The organism is Kitasatospora sp. NBC_00374, from assembly GCF_041434935.1.
GTDB lineage: Bacteria > Actinomycetota > Actinomycetes > Streptomycetales > Streptomycetaceae > Kitasatospora.
Genome location: NZ_CP107964.1, coordinates 1939392 through 1960702, shown reverse-complemented (window position 1 = coordinate 1960702; position 21311 = coordinate 1939392). Strand labels below are relative to the sequence as shown.

Below are 21311 nucleotides of genomic sequence, written 5' to 3'. Positions count from 1 at the left end.
GGTGCGGGCCCGATAAGCGGAAGCTGGATCCCCCGTTAATGTTACTTATCGTAGTTGATTGTTACACTAGGTAGGAGTGAGGCACGGGGCGGCCGAGGCAAGGGAGAGAGCGCGATGGTTGTGCAGACCACGGATGTGGACCGTTCGGACAGTGACTACCGGGCGTGGCTCAAGGAGGCGGTGCGCAAGGTCCAGGCCGACGCCAACCGCTCCGCCGACACCCACCTGCTGCGCTTCCCGCTCCCCGAGGACTGGGGGATCGACCTCTACCTGAAGGACGAGTCCACCCACCCCACCGGCAGCCTCAAGCACCGGCTGGCCCGCTCGCTCTTCCTCTACGGGCTCTGCAACGGCTGGATCAGACCGGGCAAGCCGGTGATCGAGGCCTCCAGCGGCTCCACCGCCGTCTCGGAGGCGTACTTCGCCAAGCTGATCGGCGTGCCGTTCATCGCGGTGATGGCCCGCAGCACCAGCCGCGCCAAGATCGAACTGATCGAGTTCCACGGCGGCCGCTGCCACCTGGTGGACAGCGCCGCCGAGGTGTACGCGGTCTCGGCCCGGCTGGCGGAGGAGACCGGCGGCCACTACATGGACCAGTTCACCTACGCCGAGCGCGCCACCGACTGGCGGGGCAACAACAACATCGCTGAGTCGATCTTCGCCCAGCTCCGGCTGGAGCCCCACCCCGAGCCGGCCTGGATCGTCGCCACGGCGGGCACCGGCGGCACCTCCGCCACCATCGCCCGCTACGTGCACTACCTGCAGCACGACACCCGGATCTGCGTCGCCGACCCGGAGAACTCCTGTTTCTTCGACGGCTGGGTCAAGCACGACCCGGACACGACCTGCGCCACCGGCTCCCGGATCGAGGGCATCGGCCGGCCCCGGATGGAGCCCAGCTTCGTCCCCGGCGCCGTCGACCGGATGATGAAGGTGCCGGACGCCGCCTCGATCGCCGCGATGCGGCTGCTGGAGCGGGCGATCGACAAGAAGGCCGGCGCCTCCACCGGCACCGGGCTGTGGAGCGCGCTGCGGCTGGTCGCCGAGATGCGGGCGGCGGGGCGGCGCGGCAGCGTGGTCACCCTGATCTGCGACCCGGGCGACCGCTACCTGGACAAGTACTACTCCGACGCCTGGCTGGCCGAGCAGGGCATCGAGATCGCTCCCTACCTGGAGTTGATGGAACGTTTCCTCAACGGCGAGACGGCCGAGCTGGCCTGAACCGGTCGGGCCGGTCGGGGCCGGTCGGGGCCGGCCGGACCCGCCGTCGGCCGGCCTACTGCTCCGGCTCGTCCCCGCCCGCGTCCTCGGCCGGCTCCACCCCGGCCAGGATCAGCTCGCGGACCTGTTCCCGGGCCGCCTCCGCCGCCTCCGCGGGCAGGCCGGAGTCGGTCACCCAGGTGTCCACCTCCGACAGCTCGGCGAAGCTGGACAGGCCGATCGTGCCCCACTTGGTGTGGTCCGCCACCAGCACCGTCCGGCGGGCCGAGGCGATGAAGGTCCGGTTGGTCTCCGCCTCCGCCAGGTTCGGCGTGGACAGGCCGGCCGCGGCCGACAGCCCGTGCGTCCCGAGGAACAGCACGTCGAAGTGGAGCGAGCGGATCGCCCGGTCCGCCACCGGCCCCACCAGGGCGTCCGACGGGGTCCGGACGCCGCCGGTCAGCACCACCGTGGCCGCCTGTCGGCTCTGCTGGCGCTGCGCCCGGTCGAAGACGTCCGCGACCCGGACCGAGTTGGTGACCACCGTCAACTGCTCGATCTCGGTGAGGTGGTGGGCCAGCGCGTAGGTGGTGGTGCCCCCGGAGAGCGCGATCGCGCTGCCCGGCTGGACCAGCCGGGCGGCGGCCAGGGCGATCTCCTCCTTGGCGGTGAGCTCCAGCGCGGACTTGGCCTCGAAACCGGGCTCGTGGGTGCGGGCGGCCTCGGTCGGCACCGCGCCGCCGTGCACCTTCTCGATCACGCCGGCCCGCGCCAGCGCGTCCAGGTCCCGGCGGATGGTCATGTCGGAGACGTTGAGCTGCCGGGTCAGTTCGTTGACCCGGACACCGCCACGTCGCCGGACCTCGTCCAGGATCATCGCCCGGCGCTGCTCCGCGAGCAGGTTGCTGCTGTCGGCCACGTGGTCACCCCTCCGCTTCGTTCCCGTTCATCCTGCCACGCCCGGGCCGTCCGCCGGAGGCCGGTCAGACGGGCAGGTCGGCGGGGACCAGCAGCTGGAGCTCCTCGGTGGAGGGGTCGGACAGTTGGGCCACTCGCATCGCATGGCGCTCCACCATGGTCTCGAACACCTGCCGCGCGGTCCGGCCGTTGCCGAAACCCGGCCCGCGGTCGATGCCGGCGAAGTGGACCAGCAGGGCGCCCTCGGTGGCCGCGGCCATGGCGTACTCGTGCTCGGCGCACTGGGCGCGGGCGATCTCCAGCAGCTCGCCGGCCGAGTAGTCGGGGAAGGTGACGGTACGTGAGAAGCGCGAGGAGAGGCCGGGGTTGGCGGCCAGGAAGCGCTCCATCTCGGCGGTGTAGCCGGCCACGATCACCACCACCTCGTCGCGGTGGTCCTCCATCAGCTTCACCAGGGTGTCGATCGCCTCCCGGCCGAAGTCCCGTCCGCCGTCCTCCGGCGCCAGCGCGTACGCCTCGTCGATGAACAGCACCCCGCCCCTGGCCTGGTCGAAGGAGGCCTGGGTGCGGATCGCGGTGGAGCCGATGTGCTCGCCGACCAGGTCCACCCTGGCGACCTCGACCAGGTGGCCGCGCCGCAGCACCCCGAGCGAGGCCAGGATCTCCCCGTACAGCCGGGCGACGGTGGTCTTGCCGGTGCCGGGGGCGCCGGTGAAGACCAGGTGGCGGCGGGGCGAGGGGGCCTTCAGCCCGGCCCGCTCGCGGCGGCGGCCGACCGAGATCAGGTCGACCAGGGTCCGCACCTCCTGCTTCACCGTGGCCAGGCCCACCAGCGCGTCCAGCTCGGCCAGTGCCTCGTCGGCCGGGCGGCAGTCGGGGATCGGCGCGATCGCGCCGGCCGGCGCGGTCAGCGGGCCCGGGCCGGCGGCGGCCCGCGCGACGGCGAGGGCTCCGGCGGCCGCCCGAGGGGCGGGGAGCTCGGCCGGCGGCGGGGCCACGTCGTCCGAGACGCAGGCCTCGGCGACCGGGCCGGGCTCGGAGAACTCGAAGCCGGCCCGGGCGTTGTGCTCGGCCCGGCAGCGGGTCAGGCTGGTCCGGCAGCCGTCGATGATGTGGAAGCCGAAGCCCTTGCCGTGCGAGACCCGGCACTCCTCGAAGCTGCCGAGGCCCTGGGCCGAGACGTACACCGCGGCGTCGCTGCTGGCGCGGACGGTGCAGCCGCGCACCACCGGGTCGGCGCCCTTGGTGACGATGATCCCGGTGGAGACCTCGGCGATCTCACAGTCCGTCAGCCGGCCGCCGCTGCTGTGGTCCCGGAACCACAGCCCGGTGCCGGCCTGCTGGATCCGGCAGGCCGTCAGATCCACGGTGGCGCCGCCGCTCACCGAGACCGCGGAGCTGCGGATCCGGCTGAAGGAGCAGTTCTCGGCGCGGGCGGTGGAGCCGCGGTCGAGGACGAAGAGGGCGTCCGGCAGGTCGCGCAGGGTGCAGTCGGACAGCTCGACCCGGGCGCCGTCGCTGACCCAGAGCGCCGGGTAGTCGCCGGTGGCGGAGTGGATCTCGCTGGCGGTGGCCTCGGCGTGGGTGCCGGAGTCCCAGACCGACAGGGCGCCGCGGCCGAAGGAGTGCACGGTGCTGTGGTGCAGGCTCAGCCGGGAGCGGCCGCGCAGGTCGGCGGCGTTCTCCGGCAGGTCGTGCAGCCGGCAGCCGGTGAGCGCCAGCTCGGCCCCGGTGTCCAGGGTGAGGCCGTTGCCGGTGACCCGGTGGATCTCGCAGTCGGTCAGCCGCCCGGCCGCACGGGACTCCGCCTGCACCCCGCTGCCGCGCACCTCGTAGATCTCACAGCCGGTCAGTTCGGCGGTGGAGCCGTGGTCGGCGAGCAGCAGGCCGGCGCCGCCGGCGTGGTGGATCCGGGAGCGCTCCAGCCGGGCGGTGGAGCCGCCCAGTACGGCCATCCCGGCCTGGCCGGCCTGGGCCAGTTCGCAGTCCTCCAGCAGGGCCCGGGCCTCGCCGCGCAGCCGTACGCCCAGGCCGGCCGGGTTGGCGACGGTGCAGCCGCGCAGGGTCGCGCCGGCCCCGGCGGTGACCTCGACCCCGACCGCGGAGCGGGCCTCGATCCGGCAGCCGGTCAGCTCGGCCGCGCCGTCCTCGCCGGTGACCAGGACGGCGGGGACGGCGCTGTCGCCGGCCTCGATCACCAGGCCGCGGACGCCGGCGGCGGCCGTGACGGTCAGCGGCACCCCGGCCACGGGCAGCAGCCGGACGGTGCCGGGGCCGTCGGCGGCCACCAGGGTGACGTCCTTGTCGAGCAGCACGGTCTCGCGGAAGGTGCCGGGCCGCAGGGTGAGCGTGTCACCGTGCTCGGCCGCGGCCAGGGCTTCGCCCAGCGTCTCGTACTCCCCGGCGCGGCGGCGCCAGCGGGAGCCGCTGTCCTGCGTGACCCGGACCCTGTGCTCAGCCATGACGGTCTGTCGTCCCCACCTTCGTCGAGGCCTGCGTGCCGCCCCACCGTAGCGTGCTCCGTCCGTCCCGCCCGGCCGCTCGCCCGGTTCAACGAGTGACCGGGTGAGCGGTTCCGGAACGCTCTAGCCCTGGCCGGCCGCGGCGGGCTCCGGGTCCGGGGCGAGGAGCGGCCCCCGGGCCAGTACGGTGACCTCGTCGCCGAGCCGGACGGTGCCGAGCAGGTCGCCGCCGACGCCCTCGGGGCGCTCCGGGACCAGGTTGATCCCGAAGATCAGCTTCTGGCCGATCCGGTGGTGCCGGCCGAGCGCCCGCAGCGGCTCGGGGCCGCGTCGGACACCGCTCTCCTGGTCGGTGGTGGTGACCACGCAGCGGGCGCAGAGCTTGGCGACCCGGAAGGTGAGTTCGCCGATCCGGATCCGCTGCCACTCCTCCTCGGCCCAGGCCTCGGTGCCGTCGACCACCAGGTTGGGGCGGAAGCGCTCCATCGGCAGCGCCGCGCCCTTGACCGGGTCGTCCGGGTGGTCCGCCGCGATCCGGCGGTTCAGCTCGGTCAGCGAGCCGGTGGTGGTGAGCAGGAACGGGAAGCCGTCGGCCATGCTCACGGTCTCGCCGGGCCGGCCGTACTCGGCCTTGACCGGGCGGCTGCGGTCCGGGCGGTCGAGGTGCACCAGGCGGACGTCGCCGAGCCGTTCGGCGAACCAGAGCCGGGCCTCCTTGGCCGCCTCGGCGGCGTCGAAGACGGTCCCGAAGATCTCCACCTCGGCGTGCGGGTCACCGCGTTCGACGCAAGGCGCGGCGATCTCCGTCCGGGCACCGTCGGGGGCGGTCACCAGCAGGCCGCCGTCGGCTGTCGGGACGGCCCGGTAGCGGGCCAGTTCGGGCAGGTCGCGCTGGGTGACCGCCCGGCCGCGCTCGTCCACGAGCATCCAGCGCCGGTCGTCGGCCAGCCCCCACGGTTGGACCCGGGCACTCTGCGGGCTCAGCCGGTAGGTGGACTTGACGGGGTACAGATGGAGACCGGTCAGCTGCGGCATGGGGCCATCCTGCCAGGCGGTGCGCGGGTGCGGCGCGGGTGGTCGCTGATCCGTCAGACCCGCGGGGGACCCGCGGCGGGTGTGCAAGGGCCGCCCGCGCTCCGCTCTCTCGTGCGGTGTGCGGGCGGCCCCGGAGGTCGACCCTTCGCCCTGCTCCCTGCTCCGGCGCCCCTCGTTCGCCGAAGTCGGGGGCCGGGCTCAGCCGGCCTGGGGGTACTGCGGGTACTGCGGCTGGCCGTACTGCTGCGGCACCGGGCGCACCGGGGCGACCGGCGCGGCGGGCCGCAACTGGTTGCCGCCGAAGCTCTGGTCGCCGAAGCTCTGCTGCTGCGGGGCCTGGGCGAAGGTGTTCTGGCCGCCGAAGCTCTGCCCGCCGAAGCTCTGGCCGTTGAAGCCATGCCCGCCGAAGCCCTGTGGGGCCTGGGCGAAGCTGTTCTGGCCGCCGAAGCTCTGCCCGCCGAAGCCGCCGGCCGGCTGGCCGCCCTGGCTCTGGTAGGTCGGCGGCGCCTGCTGGAAGCTGGGCGCCGAGGCGTAGCCGGTCATCGGGGCCTGCGGCGCCGGGTACATCGCCGGGCCGGGCTGGGCCGGGATGTGGCCGGTCATCGGGGCGCTGCTCGGGCCGGGGCCCAGAGCGAGCCGGGCCGGGGGCAGCGCGGGCAGATTGCTGACCGGGCTGTCGAAGGAGGGCGCGTAGCTGCTCTGGTAGGAGGAGCCGTAGCCGCCGGTGGCCGGGGGCAGCGCCGCCGGCACGTTGATGGGCGCGATCTGCGGGACACCGCGTTCCGCGACAAGGCTGTCGTAGATGGGCGTGCCGGAGCCGAAGGACGGAGAGGGGTAGCCGACTCCGTCGTAGGAGCGGGGCGAGGTCATGGGGCATACCGTAAGCCCACAATGTGCCTGCTGAGGAGAGCGGGAGGCAGGGGAGTTCAACTGTTTACACAGTCTTCGCTCGCTTAAAAGGGTCAAATCTGGGCGGATCCGACATCTTGCCGACCGATTCCAGCCATCCGAGGTTCCTGACGAGTAGTCGAACGCGAATCGAACCGGTCATGGCGCCCGGCCGTCCGCCGGACCCCGCCGTCGGAGGGTGCGGAGCGGGCCCGCGCACCCCGCGGCCGCCGGCCAGGGCCGGCGGCCGAACGGGAATGGCGCCTGGTCAGCGGCTCTGTGCGGGCTTGGTGGGCTGGGCGGGCAGCCCGGTCCGGTCGCCGAGCTCGCTGGTGCAGAACGAGCAGCGGTGGGCGGCGGCCGGAATGCGGCTCAGGCACTCGGGACAGTCCGTCTTGGCGACCGGAGCGGGCTTGACCGGCTCGAAGCGGCTCTGCAGCCGCCCGACCGGGACCACCACGGCGAAGTAGATCACCGCGCTGACCAGCACGAAGCTGATCAGGGCGTTCAGGAACGCGCCGTACGGGAAGGTGGTGCCGCCGATCTCGAAGGCCTGCTTGGAGTAGTCGCCGACCGCGCCGGTGGCGACCCCGATCAGCGGGGTGAGGAAGGCGGTCACGAACCCGGTGACGACGGCGGTGAAGGCCGCGCCGATGACGATGCCGACCGCGAGGTCGACGACGTTTCCACGCAGCAGGAAGCTGCGGAAGCCCTTGAACACCGAGTGCTCCATATCCGTACGGCGGCAGGCCTCGGTCGGGCCCGTCGAGGGACCGGGCCGACCGGCCCGGCGCGACATCCTCCCGGGCCAACCGGCTTGCGGTCCAACCGACTTCACCTGAATCGGCTAAGCCTCGGGCCGGTGTTCCCGGTTCGAACCGCTGTGCCGCCGCGGGCCGGGGGCGCAGGGCGGCACAGCCCCGCGGCTCAGCTCGCGGCCGCGCGCAGGCGCTCCCCGTACGGCTGGACCCGCACCACGGCCTCGGCGACCCGGCGGACGGTCACCGCGTCCATCTGGGTCCACAGCGGCACGGTGAGCACCGAGTCGGCCAGCCGGTCGGTCACCGGCAGGGACTCGGCCTGGCCCAGGTGGGCGTAGGACTGCTGGCGCTGCACCGGCGGGTGGAAGTAGCGCCGGGTGTCGATGCCCTCGGCCTTCAGCGCCGCGGCCAGCTCGGTCGAGCTCAGTCCGAAGGCCTCGGCGTCCAGGATCAGCGTGAGGTCCTTGAACGTCGACACGTCGCCCTCCTCCGGCAGGGCGAGCCGCAGTCCCGGCAGCCCGGCGGTGGCGGCCGCGAACTCCGCCACCAGCGCGCCGCGGTGGGCGACCCGCTCGGGCAGCCCGGCCAGCCAGGTCAGGCCGACGGCGGCGTGCAGCTCGCTCATCCGGGCGTTCAGGCCGGGGAAGAGCGTGTTGTAGTCACCGGGGTTGCCGTAGTCCCGGCCGTTGCGCAGGGTCTGCGCGAGCGCGGCGTCGTGGGTGGCGACCAGGCCGCCCTCACCGGCGACGGCCACCTTGGTCGGACTCATCGAGAAGACCTCGGCCAGGCCGAAGTTGCCGACCGGCACCCCCCGGCGGCGGCTGCCGAAACCGTGCGCCGAGTCGTACACCAGCGGGACCCGTGCCGCGTCCGCGACCTCCTGCAGCGCCTCGACCTGGCAGGGGGTGCCGTACACGTGGGTGGCCATCAGCGCGGCCGGCCGGTCGGCGGCCTTCAGGCGGGCCTCGGCGTCGGCCACGTCCAGGGTGATGTCCTGCTCGCGGGCCTCGGCGAACACCGGGGTGCCGCCCGCCCAGTGCGCGGCGTGCGCGGTGGCCGAGAAGGTGAACCCGGGCATCACCACCGGTCGGCCACCGCCGACGCCGGCCGCCTGCAGCACGAGCATCAGACCGGCGGTGCAGTTGGAGACGGCCACCACGTGCGGTACGTCGAGCAGTTCGGCCGCCCGCTGCTCCAGTTCGCGCACGGTGGGGCCGTTGGTGAGCTGGCCGCTGTCCAGGACGGTCCCCAGGCGGCTCAGCAGGGCCTCGCGGTCCGGTACCTGCACGCGGGTCAGCGGCAGTCCGTCCGGGAAGGCCGGGGTGCCGCCGAGGGCGGCGGGCAGTGCGAGGTCGGTGGTGGTCATTCGGTTCGATCCCCCCTGGGTCGAGGTGGTGAGTCCGGGCCGCCGACGCGAGCCGGATGTTCGTGCGGGACGGACCTGGCCGCCCGTTCGCCCCACTGCCCGGGCTGCACCCGCCACAGCGGCGGCCGGGAACGTCGGACGGTGGCGGAGCGCGAGCTCTCCGGTCTGGGCACGGCCAGCAGCACCAGGAACAGTGGCAGGACCTGGACGCGTTCGCGCGACAGGATGCCCATGTTGTTGATGGTCGAGAAGGCCCAGCAGAACAGCAGCGTGTAGACCACCGAGTAGGCGATGTAGGAGCGTTGCAGGAACAGTCGGGGCAGCTGGCGCAGATGCGGCCAGCTGCGGATGAACATGATCAGCAGGGCGAAGCACTCGATCGACTGGATCAGGTTCTGGATGTTGGAGGCCTCGAACGGGAACGGCCGGAACAGCACGCTGATCACCGCCATCGGCAGCCCGGCCGGATTGAGGCTGAACTGGGGCGCGGCGTCCTCGGGCGGGGCCGAATTGATCATGGACGAGCCCTGCGAGGTCCGCCGCGAGGTCTCCGACAGCACGTGGTTGAGGCTGTCACCGTTGGCGCCCTCGGTGCCGAAGAACGTGGAGACCTGTTGCAGCATCAGCATCACGCCGGCCCCCATCACCACCACCGACAGGACGGTGCGCAGCGGCCCGAGCGCGCTGACCTGCTGCGGCCGCTTGCGCAGCACGTACGCCACCGACAGCCCCGCGCCGGCCAGCACGGTCACGTGCGGGCGGACCATCGCGGTGCCCAGCGAGCCGACCGCGATGCAGACGAAGGCGCCGAAGCGGCGCTCCAGCAGCCGGGCCACGCCGTAGGTGGTCAGGCCCAGACAGAGCATCATCCAGGCGTCCTTGCCGATACTGGACGGCCAGAACAGCAGCGAGGGCAGGAAGAAGACCAGCTTGGCGTAGCGCCGGGAGTCCGCCTCCGGGAAGGCGATCTGCACCGCCCGCCAGAACAGCAGCAGGCCCCAGAACCCCATCCAGGAGAACACCAGGAAGCCGCCGATCAGGGTCGGGCCGGTGATCGCGTAGACCACTCCCGTGACGATGATGACGAAGCCGGTGCCGGCCACCTTCATGCCCAGGTCGTAGTGGACGCCCTGGCTCAGCAGATCGGTGTTGTCCAGGTAGAGCGCGAGCGCGCTGCCCTTCTGGTGGTACATCTTCGCGTCGGCCGCGCCGCCGTAGAGCACGAACGCCATCAGGTAGCGCGGGAAGGCGCAGAACAGCTTCGCGCCCATCGCCAGCATCAGCAGCTTGAAGATGCCGCGCTCCGGGTTGGCGGCGGCCACCCGGGCCAGGATCGGGGTGCCGATCGCCATCAGCGCGGGGGCCACCAGCAGTGCGCCCCAGGTGTCGTAGCTGGTGTGCACCATCGCCACCACGAACAGCGTGACGTACCCGATCACCAGGGTCACGGCCACCACGGTGGGCCAGTGCACCTCCCTGGCCAGGGCGCGCAGGTCCGGCCGCCCTTCGGCGGCTCCCGGACGGTCCATCAGAAGACCTCCAGGTCGCCCAGGCTGAACCGCCAGTCGGCCAGCGCGCGGCCGGCCGGCAGCGGGCCGCGCGGGCCGCGGGCCGCGAGCGTCATGCCCGTCCGGGGCGCGGTCAGGTAGCCGCCGCGCAGCGCCGCGGCGGCGGCCTCGGTGCCGGAGGCGAGGTGGGTCGCGGCGTGGTCGCAGCCGGCCGCGGCGGCGGCCCGCAGCAGCCGGGCCGCGGTACCCCGGTCGCCCGGGCGGACGATCACGTCGGCGAGGGTGAACTCGGTCAGCGGGCCGCGGCGGCGGGGCCGGCCGAACGCGATCCCGGCCAGCTCGCCGCCGCGCTCGCAGGTCAGCACCCGGTAGTCCAGCCCCGGGGCGTCGCCGTAGCGCCAGCGCAGGAAGCGCTCGGTGCGCAGGACGGCCTGCCGCGGGTCGGCGGAGTCCGCCTGGGCGCGTTCGGCGAGCAGCTCCGGCAGGCCGGCGGGCGGCTTGCCGAACCAGTCGGCGGCGGTCGGCAGCTGACAGCGGATCGGCCGCTGTACCGCCGTCGTCCGGCGGCCGAGCGCGGCCCGGGCGCCCAGCGCGAACGCGGCCGGACGGGCGATCCGCAGGGCGATCGGCACCCGGCCGACCACCTGCCAGCCCATCCTGAGGTAGCCGGGCAGGCTGTTGCCGTTCGGTGTGTTGAAGACCAGCTCGGTGTCCTCGGCCACCTCCTCCAACAGGCCCGTGGTGAGCCGGCGGAAGATTCCCCGGCCCTGGAAGTCGGGGTGGGTGGCGGTGTCGACCGGGCGGACCGCGCGGACGACCCGGCCGCCGGCCTGCCACTCCCAGCGCAGGAACAGCCGGACGCCGGCCAGGCGGCCGTCCGGGGTCTCGGCGAGCAGCCCGGGGCTGGCGCCGAACGGGTTGCGCCGGTGCTTCCAGTCGAAGAAGCCGGCGCTGCGGGTGCCGGTCGGGCCGCCGGCCAGGGAGGCCGTCAGCAGGTCCAGCACGGCCGGGGTGTCGGCCTCGGTGAGCGGACGGACGGTCAGCCCGGCAGCGGCTGACGGCTCGTCGGACGGGGTGGTCACGGGGGTGGTCGATCCCTTCCGGTGGGCCGGGCGCTCAGCGCTCCAGCACCTGCGCGTACACCTGCTCGATGGCCTGCTGGGCCCCGGCCACGTCGAAGGACTTCGAGCGGTCCCGGGCGGCCGCGCCGAGCCGGCGGCGCAGCCCCTCGTCCGCCACCAGCCGGCCCAGGGCGCCGGCCAGCGCGGCCGGATCGCCCGGCGGCACCAGGAAGCCCTGCTCGCCGTCGTCCAGCACCTCAGGCATCCCGCCCACCCGGGTGACCACCGACGGCAGCCCGCTGGTCATCGCCTCCATCAGGGCGACCGGCAGGCCCTCCTGACGGGAGCTCAGGGTGAACACGTCCAGGCCGGTCAGCAGTGCGGGTACATCGGCCCGGGAGCCGGCGAACACCACGCCCTCGCCCGCCTGTGCCTTCAGCTGGGCCTCCAGCGGCCCGGCGCCGATCAGCACCAGGGCCGCCTCGGGCCGCTCGGCCCGCAGCCGGGCGAAGGCGGCCAGCAGGGTGGCCTGGTCCTTCTTCGGGGTCAGGTTGCCCACCGTGCCGATCACCACCGCCTCGGCCGGCAGGCCGAGTTCGGCCCGGGCCGCGGCCCGGGCGGCCGGGCCGGTGGGCGCCCCCGCGAGGTCCGGGCCGTGGTGCACCACCGTCACCCAGTCCGGCTGCGGCCGGCGCCGGCCGATGGTCGAGCCGACCGCGTGCGAGACCGCGATCACCGCGTCGTTGCGCCGGTACGTCAGGGCGTTGGCCCAGCGGGTGGACGTCCGGTACCGCTCCCAGACGTTGTGCTCGGTGTGCACCAGCCGGGGCCCCCGGCGGCCGGACGAGAGCAGCCGGGCCGCCACCGCCGGGATCGGCATGTGCGAGTGCACCAGCCCGTACCGGCGCTCGGCCAGCAGCCGCCGCAGCCGGAGCGGCCAGAGCGCGCCGGGGGAACCGCCCAGGCAGTGGGTGCGCACCCCGGCCTGCTCCAGCGCCGGGACCAGCGCGTCCTTCCAGGGCAGCACGTAGGCGACCTCGATCTCGTACCGGGAGGTGTCCGCGTGCCGCGCGCAGTTCACCAGCAGCTGCTCCGCGCCGCCCCGGCCCAGGCCCTTGGCCAGCCAGAGCACCCGGGTCCGGCCCGGCGGCGTGCTCACAGGTCCTCGTTGAGGCGCAGCTGCATGGTGGTCTCGACCGGGGCCTCGGACGCCCGGCGCCGGGCCCAGCTCGGCCCGGTCGGCGGGTCCGGGTCCTCGGCGGCTCTCGGTGCGGGGGCCGGCTGCGCGCCCGCGCCCGCGGCCGGTGCGGCCGGTGCGGCCGGGCGGGCGGTCGGCGCGGCGACCGCGCGCACCGCCTCCCGGGCCCGGCGGCCGGACGGGCCGTCGGTGCCCAGCAGCGCCACCCCGGCCACCGGCACGCCGGTGCGGGAGAGCAGTTCGCTGACCCGGTCGGCCTGTTCGGGCTTCACATTGCCGGCCATCACGGTGACCAGCACCGCGTCGGCGTGCTGCACCAGGTCGTAGGCGTCGTTGGCGTGCAGCAGCGGGGAGCTGTCGATCAGCACCACGTCGGCGTGCCGCCGGGCCCGGCGCAGCACCTCGCCCGCGCGCAGCACCAGCGCCGCCGGGTACGCGTTGGTGTTGCCGCCGGTGATCAGCCGCACGCCCTCCACGTTGGTGCGGCGGATCAGGTCGTCCAGCTTCGGCAGCTGCTCGCCGCTGAGCAGTTCGGCCATGCCCGGACCGTCACTGATCCCGAAGTGCACGTGTGCCTGCGGGCTGCGGAAGTCGCAGTCCAGCACCAGCACCTCGCGGCCGGTCTCGGCCAGGGCGGCGGCCAGGTTGGCCACCGTGGTGGTGCGGCCGTCGCCGCTGCGCCCGGACATCACCAGGATCACCGGGGACGGGTCCGCCAGCCGGCGCGACACCCGCTCGGCCTGCGAGATACCGCCCTCGCCGAACTGCGCCGACAACGAGGCCGGGCCGGTCAGCAGCAGGGTGGAGCGCAACGAGCGGTAGGCCTCGGCGCCCGGGTCGGACGGCCGGGCCACCACCAGCGGCTCGCGGGTGCGGCGCAGCCGGCGCGACAGCAGCGGGACCTCGCCTATCACCGGGAGGTTGAACGCCTCCTCGGTGCTGTTGCGGCCGCGCAGCCGGGTGTCCATCCGGCTCAGCATCAGCGCGGCCACGACGCCGAGCGCCAGACCGAGCACCACGGCCAGGGTGAGCCGCAGACCCCGGCTGGGGGAGCTGAGCAGGCTGCCGCCGGACTCCTTGGCGTCGATCGAGCCCCACTGCTGGATGGCGTCGGTCTGCGAGGTGGAGCGCAGGGTGGCGATCCGGTCGAGGGTCTTGGCGATCTGGCTGTTGGCGGAGTCGATCTGCACCTTGAGCCGGGCCTGGTCGGCGCTGTTCGCCTTCGGGAAGGCCCGGTTGAGCTCGTCGACCTGGGCCTGCTGCTCCTTGAGCTGGTCCTGGGCCCGCTTGATCTGCTCGTCGGCGCTCTTGAGGGTCTCGGACGCGTACCCGTTGATGGTGGCCTCGGCCAGCGCGCCGGCGAGGTCCATGCAGGACTGCTGGGTCGGGCCGGTGGTGGTGAAGGTGAGCATCTGGGCGCTGGCCGCGGTGACCGTCCGGCGGCTGGTCACCGAGGCCGCCGGGATGTTGAGCTTCTTGGCGGCGGCGTTGGCGACGTCCGAGCCCTGGGCGTAGGACAGCACCTGGTCGGCCTTGACCACGTCGCCGGCCCCGGCGACCGGCGTTATGGCCGCCTTGCACTGCCATTTGGCGGTGTCCACCGCATCGCTCGCCGGGGTGAGCAGGAAGCCCACCAGCAGGGCGGCCGCGGTGCAGCCGGCCAGCAGCCGCCAGTAGCGTCGCAGGACGGTGAAGTGGTTAGCCGGTTCCACCGGTCGGATCCCCTCGCGTTCGTGGTGCAGGCGCCTGGCGTGGCGGTCGGCCCGCACCCGCCAGGCATCGGCGGCGCGCACTGGTGCGGGCCTGCCCGGCGGGCCGGGCGCGGTTGGGACGGATCAGCCCGTGGGGCCTAACGCCAAGGCGCTGTGGATGGTTCGTGACACCGGCCGGCCCCGCTGCTCGCGGCCCGGCCCTCCCGGGAACGGCGTCGGCCGCGAGGATCCGTCCGGTGACGGATCCCGCGGCAGGTGTTCCGGAATCGGCTGTGGTGTCATCAGCCCCCCTGACGGCATCGCACTTCCGGGCGTGGTCGGCCCGGAGCGTGCCCGGCATCGTCCCCCCGACGATCCACAGGCCCCCGAGTGTCGATGCTTGCCGTCCCGGACCTGCGGCGCAAGCGCTTTCACCAATCTCGCGCAGGCCGTTACGTCGCGCTTGGCCCGGGGCTGGTGGTTACGGCTGATTTGTCCGTCATTGACGGCGCATCAGAGCGTACGCCGGTGCAGCGACCGCTCGTAGAACTCGACCATCCGGCCGGACACGTGGTGCAGGGTGAAGCAGGTCAGGAAGCGGGCCCGGGCCGCCTTCACCCGCACCGCCGCCGAGGCCGCGTCGTCGAGGGTGTCGATCAGCGCCGCCGCCAGCGCCCCCGGACGCTCCGGAGGCACCAGCGCGGCGTAGTCCTCCGAGCCGACCGTCTCGCGCAGCGCCGCCACGTCCGAGCAGACCAGCGGCACACCGACCCCCATCGCCTCCATCGCCGCGCTGCCCAGCCCCTCCCAGCGGGACGGCACGGCGAACGCGTCGGCGGCGGCCATCAGGTCGAAGACGTCCCCGCGCGCACCGAGGAAGCGCACCTGCCCCGCGCCCGCGGCCTCCGCGAGCCGTCTCAGCCGCGGGGTCTCGGACCCCTCGCTGCCGGCCAGCAGCAGCACCGCCTCCGGCGTGTGCCGGCGCACCGCGGGCCACGCCTCCAGCAGGACGTCCAGGCCCTTCTGGTACTGCTGGCGGGCCGCCGCCAGTACCACCGGCACGTCGTCCGGCAGCTCCAGCGCCGCCCGGACGGCGGCCCGCCGCTCCGCCGTCACCGAGCCCAGCAGCTCCGGGTCCCGCCCGCGCGGGACCACGTCGATCCGGTCCCGGGAGACCCGGAGCCGGCCGGCCATCGCCTCGGCCACGTGCTCGGTCAGGGCGTGGAAGCGCCGGGTGCCCTGGGCGGTCACCGCGTCCACCGCCTGTGCGGCCCGCACCTTCCACGGGTTCAGCCCACGGGCGTGCAGGTGCTCCGGCCCGTACGACGAGTTCACCAGGCTGGACACCACCGGGGTGCCGGCCGACAGCGCGGCCGCCCGGCCCAGCACGTCCGACTCGTAGAGCGTGGTGTGGACCAGCTCGGGACGGCGTTCGCGGACCAGGGCGCGCAGCCCGGCCATCCGCCCGGCCCGGCTCGGCCGGTGCACGCCGAACACGGTGGCCCCGGCGGCGGTCAGCTCCGGCTGGAAACCGCCCGGGGACTCCTTCAGATACGCGACGTCGAGCCGGACACCGGCGCGGACCAGCTGTGGCGCCATCGCCACCAGCCCCTGCTCGGCACCACCGACCCGGCTGACGCTGTCGATCACATAGAGCACATGCACAGCCGCAACCCCCCGGGGGAACCCCTGGGCACTGCCGACCTCCCTGCCGACCGCGCCCTGACTGCGGCTCAGCATTCCAGGCCGGAAGGGGTGTCCGCCAGGGATTCGCCGAGGTCGCGATCCGGCCGGGCCGCGGCAGGGCCGCCGGGCACCGGCGCGCGCCCCTCGTGCGGGGGCCGGCGCCGCCGCCCGCTTCGGCGAAACGGGCTGCGCGCCGACACGGCGCTGTGCCAGGGTCGACCCCATGTCAGCCGCCGTGTCAGCGCCGCCACGTGTCCTCCACCTGATCACCGACCCGAGGCGGCGAGGGGCCCAGAACCTCGCCCGCGACCTGCACGCCGAACTGCTCCGGCGCGGCCGCCCGTCCGCCCTGTGCGCCCTCCAGCCGCACCCGGACGCCCCCGCCGACTCCGACACCCCGGTCCTCGGTCCGTCCCGGCACCACCCCGCCACCCTGCGCGCCCTGCGTGCGGCCGCGGCCCGGGCCGACGTGGTGGTCGCGCACGGCTCCAGCACCCTGCAGGCCTGCGCGGTCGGCCTGCTCGGCACCCGCACCCCGTTCGTCTACGTCAACATCGGCGACCCCCGGCACTGGACGGCGAGCCTGTCCCGGCGGCTGCGGGTCGGCCTCTTCCTGCACCGGGCCGGCGCCGTCTCGGCCATCTCCGACGGCGCCCGCGACGTCCTGCTGGAGCGCTTCCGGCTGCCCGCGGCCAAGGTCCGCACCATCCCCAACGGCCGCCCCGCCGACCGCTTCACGCCCGCCGCGGACGACGCCGGGCGCCGCCGCGCCAGGGCCGGACTGGGCCTGCCCGCCCACGGCCTGCTGGTGGCCTGGATCGGCGCACTCTCGCCGGAGAAGCGTCCGGACGTCGCCCTGGACGCGCTCGCCCTGCTGCCCGACGTGCACCTCGCGGTGGCCGGCGAGGGCCCGCTGCGGGCCGCCGCCGAGGCCGCCGACACCACCGGCCGCGTCCACTTCCTCGGCCACCTCGACGACCCCGCGCCGCTCTACCGCGCCGCCGACGCACTCGTCCTGAGCAGCGACAGCGAGGGGGTGCCCGGTGTCCTGATCGAGGCCGCGCTGGCCGGGCTGCCGGCCGTCGCCACCGACGTCGGCTGGGTCCGGGACGTGGTGCGGGACGGCGTCACCGGCGCCCTCGTCCCGCCCGGTGACCCCGGGGCGCTCGCCGAGGCCCTCGGCAAGGTCCTGGCCGGTGACCGCGCCGGCCTCGCCGCCGCCGCCCGCCGGCACGCGCTGGACCACTTCGACCTGGCCGCGGTCGCCGACTCCTGGCAGGACCTGCTCGACCGGGTGGCCCGCCGCCGCTGACCGGCCCGGCGCGCACCGGGCCGCCGCCGGCCGGGTGCTGGGCCGATCGGGCGAACCCGCCGCGTCCGGCTCGATCCGGCCGCCGCCGACCTGGCAGGCTGCCGGACGTGAACTCGCTGCTGCGCTCCGCCGTTCTGCTGACCGTGACCGCCGGCCTGTTGGGAGCACCCTCGGCCGCCGCGCTGCCCGACGCCCCGCACGAGGGGCCGCACACCACCCGGCCCGGGCTGCCGCAGCCGCTGCGGGCCTCGGCGACCCGGGAGGCGGTGGAGTTCTTCTGGTACGACTGCTCGCACTCGGTGAAGCTGGAGGCACCGCTCTCCCGCTGGGCGGCCCGGCACCAGGGCGAGGTGACGCTGCGCCGGGTCCCGGCGATCTGGGTCGGCAGCCCGCAGGAACGGGTGCAGACGGCGCACGCCAGGCTGTACTACACGCTGGAGCGCCTCGACGCGGTGGACCGGCTGCAGGAGCGGGCGTTCCGGGCGGTGCACTCCGAGGACGCGGATCTGACCACCGAGGACCTGGCCACCGCGTGGGCCGCCCGGCAGGGTCTGGACACCGCCGCCTTCCGGCGCGCCTACCGTTCGTCCGAGGTGGACCGGGAGGTCGCCGCCGCACCGGCGCTGTTCGCCCGCTACGAGGTGAACGAACTACCCACGGTGATCGTGGACGGCCGGTACCGGACGGCGCCGAGCACGGCCGGCGGGGTGGACGCGATGCCCGCCGAGCTGGACCGACTGATCCAACAGCCGTGACCGCCTGACCAGGATCATCTTCACCGAACCAGCCACCGCCGTGCACACTCTGTGCCATTGTGGACATCGGGGCCGCGCCGTCCGTTTTGCGCGGCCCGTTCACATCGGCACCGGAGAGGGCGGGAGTCCGTGGGGGGACAAAGCGCGCAGGTCACAGACGAGCGCGACAGCCGAACCGAGGCGAGAGCGGGTCTTGCGGCCGGTCCGCCTGCGGATCTGGTGTTCAAACGACGGCTCAGGCCCCTTCAGGTGGCTCAGGAGCTGTGGGGCGCAAGGGAGTTGGTGCGCGCCCTCGCGGAGCGCGACCTCCGCGCCCGGTACAAGCAGGCGGTCCTCGGATTCGCCTGGGCGGTGCTCACCCCGCTGGCGCTGTGTGCGATCTTCACGCTGGTCTTCCACCAGGCGGTGAAGATCGAGACCGGTGACGTCTCGTATCCGCTGTTCGCCTATGTCGGCCTGATCGTCTGGCAGTTCTTCAGCAACACGATGAACCAGGGCGCCGTCAGCCTGGCCAACAACCTCAGCCTGCTCAACAAGGTGTACTGCCCGCGCGAGGTCTTCCCGCTGGCGACCATGCTGGTGGCGAGCGTCGACATGCTGATCGGCATCGGCGTGCTGGGCATCCTCTTCCTGGCGACCTGGACGGCGCCGGCCGCCACCTTCCTGTGGGTGCTGCCGCTGGTGGTGGTCCAACTCGCCTTCACCTACGGTGTGGCGCTGGTGCTCTCGGTCGCCGTGGTCTACCTGCGGGACGTCCGGCACCTGCTGCCGATCATCACCCAGATGGGGGTCTTCGCGACGCCGGTCGCCTACCCGCTGAGCCGCATCCCGCTGAAGCTGCAGGAGATCTACTGCGGCATCAACCCGCTCGGCGCGGTGATCGAGGGCTACCGCCGGGCCCTGCTCTACGGCCAGGCCCCGGACCTGCGGCTGACGCTGATCGCCGCCGCGAGCGCCGCGGTCTACCTGGTCGGCGGCTACCTGGTGTTCAAGAAGCTGGAGACGGGGATCGCCGATGTCGCGTGAGTGGGAGCTGGGCACCATCCGCACCGAGCAGGTGTGGAAGCGCTTCAAGGCCGACCAGCAACGGATGCTGCTGCGCGACCGGGTGGAGCAGATGGCCCGCAAGCTGCGCGGCGGCCGCGGCGAGGAGTGGCGCTGGGCGCTGCGGGACATCAACCTGCACATCGAGCCGGGCGAGTCGGTCGGCCTGATCGGGTCCAACGGCTCGGGCAAGTCGACCCTGCTGAAGATGCTGACCAGGGTGATGTACCCGTACGCCGGCGTGATCGACGTCCGCGGCCGGATCGGCGCGCTGATCGAGATCCGGGCCGGCATCCACCCGGACCTCACCGGCCGGGAGAACATCTACCTGTTCGGCGCGCTGCTCGGCCTCAAGCGCCGTGAGGTGGCGGGCCGGTTCGACGACATCGTGGAGTTCGCCCGGCTCGGCGGTGCCATCGACCGGCAGGTGAAGTTCTACTCCTCCGGCATGCAGATGCGGCTCGGCTTCGCGGTCGCCGCCTACCTGGAGCCGCACGTGCTCCTGGTCGACGAGGTGCTCGCGGTCGGCGACGCGGTGTTCCAGCAGCGCTGTCTGGACCGCATGCGGGAGGTCGCCGAGCAGGGCACCACCATCGTGTTCGTCTCGCACGACCTTCCGGCCGTCCAGTCGATCTGCCGCCGCGGCATCTGGCTGGAGCAGGGCACCGTCCGGGTCGACGCCGGGATCAAGGACGCGCTGGCCGGGTACCGGGACTCGATCGAGGCCCAGTCCGAGGCCACCACCCGCACCGACGAGCCGATCCAGCTGCTCAAGCACGAGATCCGCGGTGACGGCCGGGAGAACCTCACCACCGACGAGCCGATGACGGTCGAGCTCACCCTCGCCGGCGACTACCGCGGCGACGCGACCCTGCACCTGGGCGTCAGCGAGGGCACCTCCAGCCCGATCTTCCAGATCAGCCACGAGGTCCGGCTGACCGGCGACGACCGCCGGATCGCCTGCGTGATACCGCGGCTGCCGGTGCCGCGCGGCCGGTACACCCTGTGGGCCGGCGTCTACAGCATCGGCAAGACCGACGGCGGCACCCTGATGAGCTGGCACTCCGTGGGCCAGTTCGACGTGTTCGGCCCGATGCTCGACACCCCGCCGCGCGCCGTGGTGCTGGCCGCGCCGGTGTTCGTCCCGCACCAGTGGGAGGAATGAGGGTGAGACCGCTCCGGGTGTTGGTACACCTGAACAACCTGGCGCTGGGCGGTGCCCAGCTCAACGCGGTGGACATCGCCCGGACCCTGCGCGGACGCGGCCACGACCCGGTGCTCTTCGCCCAGGGCGTGGCCGGGCCCGCACCACTGGTCGAGGTGGCCGCCGGGCACGGGTTGGAAGTCGTGGTGGCCGGCGGCCCGGACACCCCGCACCGCGAGGTGCGCCGCCGGCTCGGCAGACTCGCCGCCGAGCACGGCAGCGAACTGCTGCATGCCTGGGAGGTCCGGGCCGCCCGGAACGCCTTCTTCGGCCCCGGCCGGCTCGGTCGGCTCCCGGTGGTCACCACCTTCTACGGCATCCGGATGCTGCGCGGCCTGCCCCGGCACCAGCCGCTGGTACTCGGTCTCGGCGCGCTGATGGGCGACGGCCGGGCCTTCGGGCACCGCGACGTCCGGCTGATCGAGCCGCCGGTCAACACCGGCACCGACGCGCCGTCGGTGGTGGACGGCACCGCCTTCCGCCGCGAACACGGCATCTCCGACGACGAGTTGCTGCTCTGCATCGTCACCCGGCTGGTGCCAGACCTGGAGAAGGACGCCGGTGCCGAACTGACCGTCGAGGCGGTCCGGCTGCTGGACGACCCGCGGATCAGGCTCGCCGTCGTCGGCACCGGTCCCAGCCTGGACAAGCTGCGCGCCCGGGCGGCCGAGGTCAACCGGGAGCTCGGCCGCCCGGCCGTCCTCGTCCCCGGTCAGCTGGCCGACCCGCGCCCGGCCTACCAGGCGGCCGACCTGGTACTCGGCATGGGCGGCTCGGCGCTGCGCGGCCTGGCCTTCGCCAAGCCGGTCATCGTGCATGGCGCGGCCGGCTACACCGCCGTCCACGAGCCGGGCCCGCTGGTCGAGCCGCACGCGTCGCGCTGCATGTACGGCTTCGGCGACGGCTCCCGCTCGCCCAAGGCCCTGGCCGGGCAGATCCAGCAGCTGCTGGACGACCCCGGCCGCCGGGCCCGACTGGGCGACTGGGGACGCGACTGGGTGGTCGGCCGGTTCTCGCTGGAGAGCGTGACCACCGCCTTCGAGCAGCTCTACCAGGAGGTCGTCGCCAGCCCCTCGGGCCGGTCCCGCTGGTGGCGGGACCTGGAGCAGATGGCCCGCTACGAGTTCACCAAGCCGACGGCGCTGCGCCTGTTCGGGCGCTGACGCGGCGGCTCACGCCGGGCCGCGGTGGGGGACCCCACCGCGGCCCGGCGCACTGCTGT

The 21311-nt window shown here is 73.9% G+C and carries 17 protein-coding genes; 6 read left to right on the top strand and 11 right to left on the bottom strand.

The window, feature by feature from the left end; genetic code table 11:
• Positions 1-114 precede the first annotated feature (114 nt).
• Positions 115-1221, top strand: a complete 1107-nt coding sequence (locus OG871_RS08665) for a PLP-dependent cysteine synthase family protein (RefSeq protein ID WP_371495629.1) — start codon at positions 115-117, stop codon at positions 1219-1221.
• A 55-nt stretch (positions 1222-1276) separates the two neighbouring features.
• Here the strand turns inward: OG871_RS08665 and OG871_RS08660 are convergent, their stop codons facing one another.
• The 11 genes from OG871_RS08660 to OG871_RS08610 form a co-directional block, all read right to left on the bottom strand.
• The gene (locus tag OG871_RS08660; RefSeq protein WP_371495628.1) at positions 1277-2119 is read right to left on the bottom strand and encodes a DeoR/GlpR family DNA-binding transcription regulator; all 843 of its coding nucleotides are present in this window, start codon (positions 2117-2119) and stop codon (positions 1277-1279) included.
• 64 nt (positions 2120-2183) lie between these two features.
• Positions 2184-4580, bottom strand: coding sequence for a right-handed parallel beta-helix repeat-containing protein (locus tag OG871_RS08655; RefSeq protein WP_371495627.1), 2397 nt, complete (start codon positions 4578-4580; stop codon positions 2184-2186).
• Positions 4581-4703: 123 nt separating this feature from the next.
• Positions 4704-5615, bottom strand: a complete 912-nt coding sequence (locus tag OG871_RS08650) for an MOSC domain-containing protein (protein ID WP_371495625.1) — start codon at positions 5613-5615, stop codon at positions 4704-4706.
• 198 nt (positions 5616-5813) lie between these two features.
• Positions 5814-6485, bottom strand: coding sequence for a DUF6643 family protein (locus tag OG871_RS08645; protein ID WP_371495623.1), 672 nt, complete (start codon positions 6483-6485; stop codon positions 5814-5816).
• 286 nt (positions 6486-6771) lie between these two features.
• The gene (gene mscL, locus OG871_RS08640; RefSeq protein WP_371503246.1) at positions 6772-7224 is read right to left on the bottom strand and encodes a large conductance mechanosensitive channel protein MscL; all 453 of its coding nucleotides are present in this window, start codon (positions 7222-7224) and stop codon (positions 6772-6774) included.
• Positions 7225-7430: 206 nt separating this feature from the next.
• Complete coding sequence (locus OG871_RS08635; RefSeq protein ID WP_371495621.1) at positions 7431-8630, bottom strand: DegT/DnrJ/EryC1/StrS family aminotransferase; 1200 nt, start codon at positions 8628-8630, stop codon at positions 7431-7433.
• A complete protein-coding gene (locus OG871_RS08630) occupies positions 8627-10159 on the bottom strand; it encodes a hypothetical protein (protein ID WP_371495619.1) in 1533 nt (510 codons plus the stop codon). The genes OG871_RS08635 and OG871_RS08630 overlap by 4 nt, the downstream gene beginning before the upstream one ends.
• On the bottom strand, positions 10159-11220 hold the full coding sequence (locus tag OG871_RS08625) for a GNAT family N-acetyltransferase (protein ID WP_371495617.1): 1062 nt from the start codon (positions 11218-11220) through the stop codon (positions 10159-10161). Before OG871_RS08625 ends, OG871_RS08630 begins: the two co-directional genes overlap by 1 nt.
• Before the next feature lie 34 nt (positions 11221-11254).
• On the bottom strand, positions 11255-12358 hold the full coding sequence (locus OG871_RS08620) for a glycosyltransferase (protein WP_371495615.1): 1104 nt from the start codon (positions 12356-12358) through the stop codon (positions 11255-11257).
• Positions 12355-14109 carry an AAA family ATPase gene (locus tag OG871_RS08615; protein ID WP_371495613.1) on the bottom strand — a complete coding sequence of 585 codons (1755 nt, stop codon included), beginning with the start codon at positions 14107-14109 and terminating at the stop codon, positions 12355-12357. Before OG871_RS08615 ends, OG871_RS08620 begins: the two co-directional genes overlap by 4 nt.
• 492 nt (positions 14110-14601) lie before the next feature.
• Complete coding sequence (locus OG871_RS08610; protein ID WP_371495611.1) at positions 14602-15753, bottom strand: glycosyltransferase family 4 protein; 1152 nt, start codon at positions 15751-15753, stop codon at positions 14602-14604.
• Positions 15754-15997: 244 nt separating this feature from the next.
• On the opposite strand from OG871_RS08610, the gene OG871_RS08605 reads away from it, so the two are divergent.
• From OG871_RS08605 to OG871_RS08585, 5 genes are all read left to right on the top strand, one after another.
• Positions 15998-17086, top strand: a complete 1089-nt coding sequence (locus OG871_RS08605; protein ID WP_371495609.1) for a glycosyltransferase — start codon at positions 15998-16000, stop codon at positions 17084-17086.
• A 107-nt stretch (positions 17087-17193) separates the two neighbouring features.
• A complete protein-coding gene (locus OG871_RS08600; RefSeq protein WP_371495607.1) occupies positions 17194-17841 on the top strand; it encodes a thiol:disulfide interchange protein DsbA/DsbL in 648 nt (215 codons plus the stop codon).
• Between the two features lie 249 nt (positions 17842-18090).
• Positions 18091-18867: an ABC transporter permease gene (locus OG871_RS08595; RefSeq protein WP_371495605.1), complete on the top strand. Its 777-nt coding sequence runs from the start codon at positions 18091-18093 to the stop codon at positions 18865-18867.
• On the top strand, positions 18857-20050 hold the full coding sequence (locus tag OG871_RS08590) for an ABC transporter ATP-binding protein (RefSeq protein ID WP_371495603.1): 1194 nt from the start codon (positions 18857-18859) through the stop codon (positions 20048-20050). Before OG871_RS08595 ends, OG871_RS08590 begins: the two co-directional genes overlap by 11 nt.
• Before the next feature lie 17 nt (positions 20051-20067).
• A complete protein-coding gene (locus OG871_RS08585; protein WP_371495601.1) occupies positions 20068-21252 on the top strand; it encodes a glycosyltransferase family 4 protein in 1185 nt (394 codons plus the stop codon).
• Positions 21253-21311: the final 59 nt, after the last annotated feature.

Bases quoted from the DNA above. Each gene is read 5' to 3' on its own strand.
- OG871_RS08590 (WP_371495603.1), top strand. From the start codon at position 18,857: ATGTCGCGTGAGTGGGAGCTGGGCACCATCCGCACCGAGCAGGTGTGG.
- OG871_RS08635 (WP_371495621.1), bottom strand. From the start codon at position 8,630: ATGACCACCACCGACCTCGCACTGCCCGCCGCCCTCGGCGGCACCCCG.
- OG871_RS08605 (WP_371495609.1), top strand. From the start codon at position 15,998: ATGTCAGCCGCCGTGTCAGCGCCGCCACGTGTCCTCCACCTGATCACC.
- OG871_RS08655 (WP_371495627.1), bottom strand. From the start codon at position 4,580: ATGGCTGAGCACAGGGTCCGGGTCACGCAGGACAGCGGCTCCCGCTGG.
- OG871_RS08645 (WP_371495623.1), bottom strand. From the start codon at position 6,485: ATGACCTCGCCCCGCTCCTACGACGGAGTCGGCTACCCCTCTCCGTCC.
- OG871_RS08665 (WP_371495629.1), top strand. From the start codon at position 115: ATGGTTGTGCAGACCACGGATGTGGACCGTTCGGACAGTGACTACCGG.
- OG871_RS08630 (WP_371495619.1), bottom strand. From the start codon at position 10,159: ATGGACCGTCCGGGAGCCGCCGAAGGGCGGCCGGACCTGCGCGCCCTG.
- OG871_RS08650 (WP_371495625.1), bottom strand. From the start codon at position 5,615: ATGCCGCAGCTGACCGGTCTCCATCTGTACCCCGTCAAGTCCACCTAC.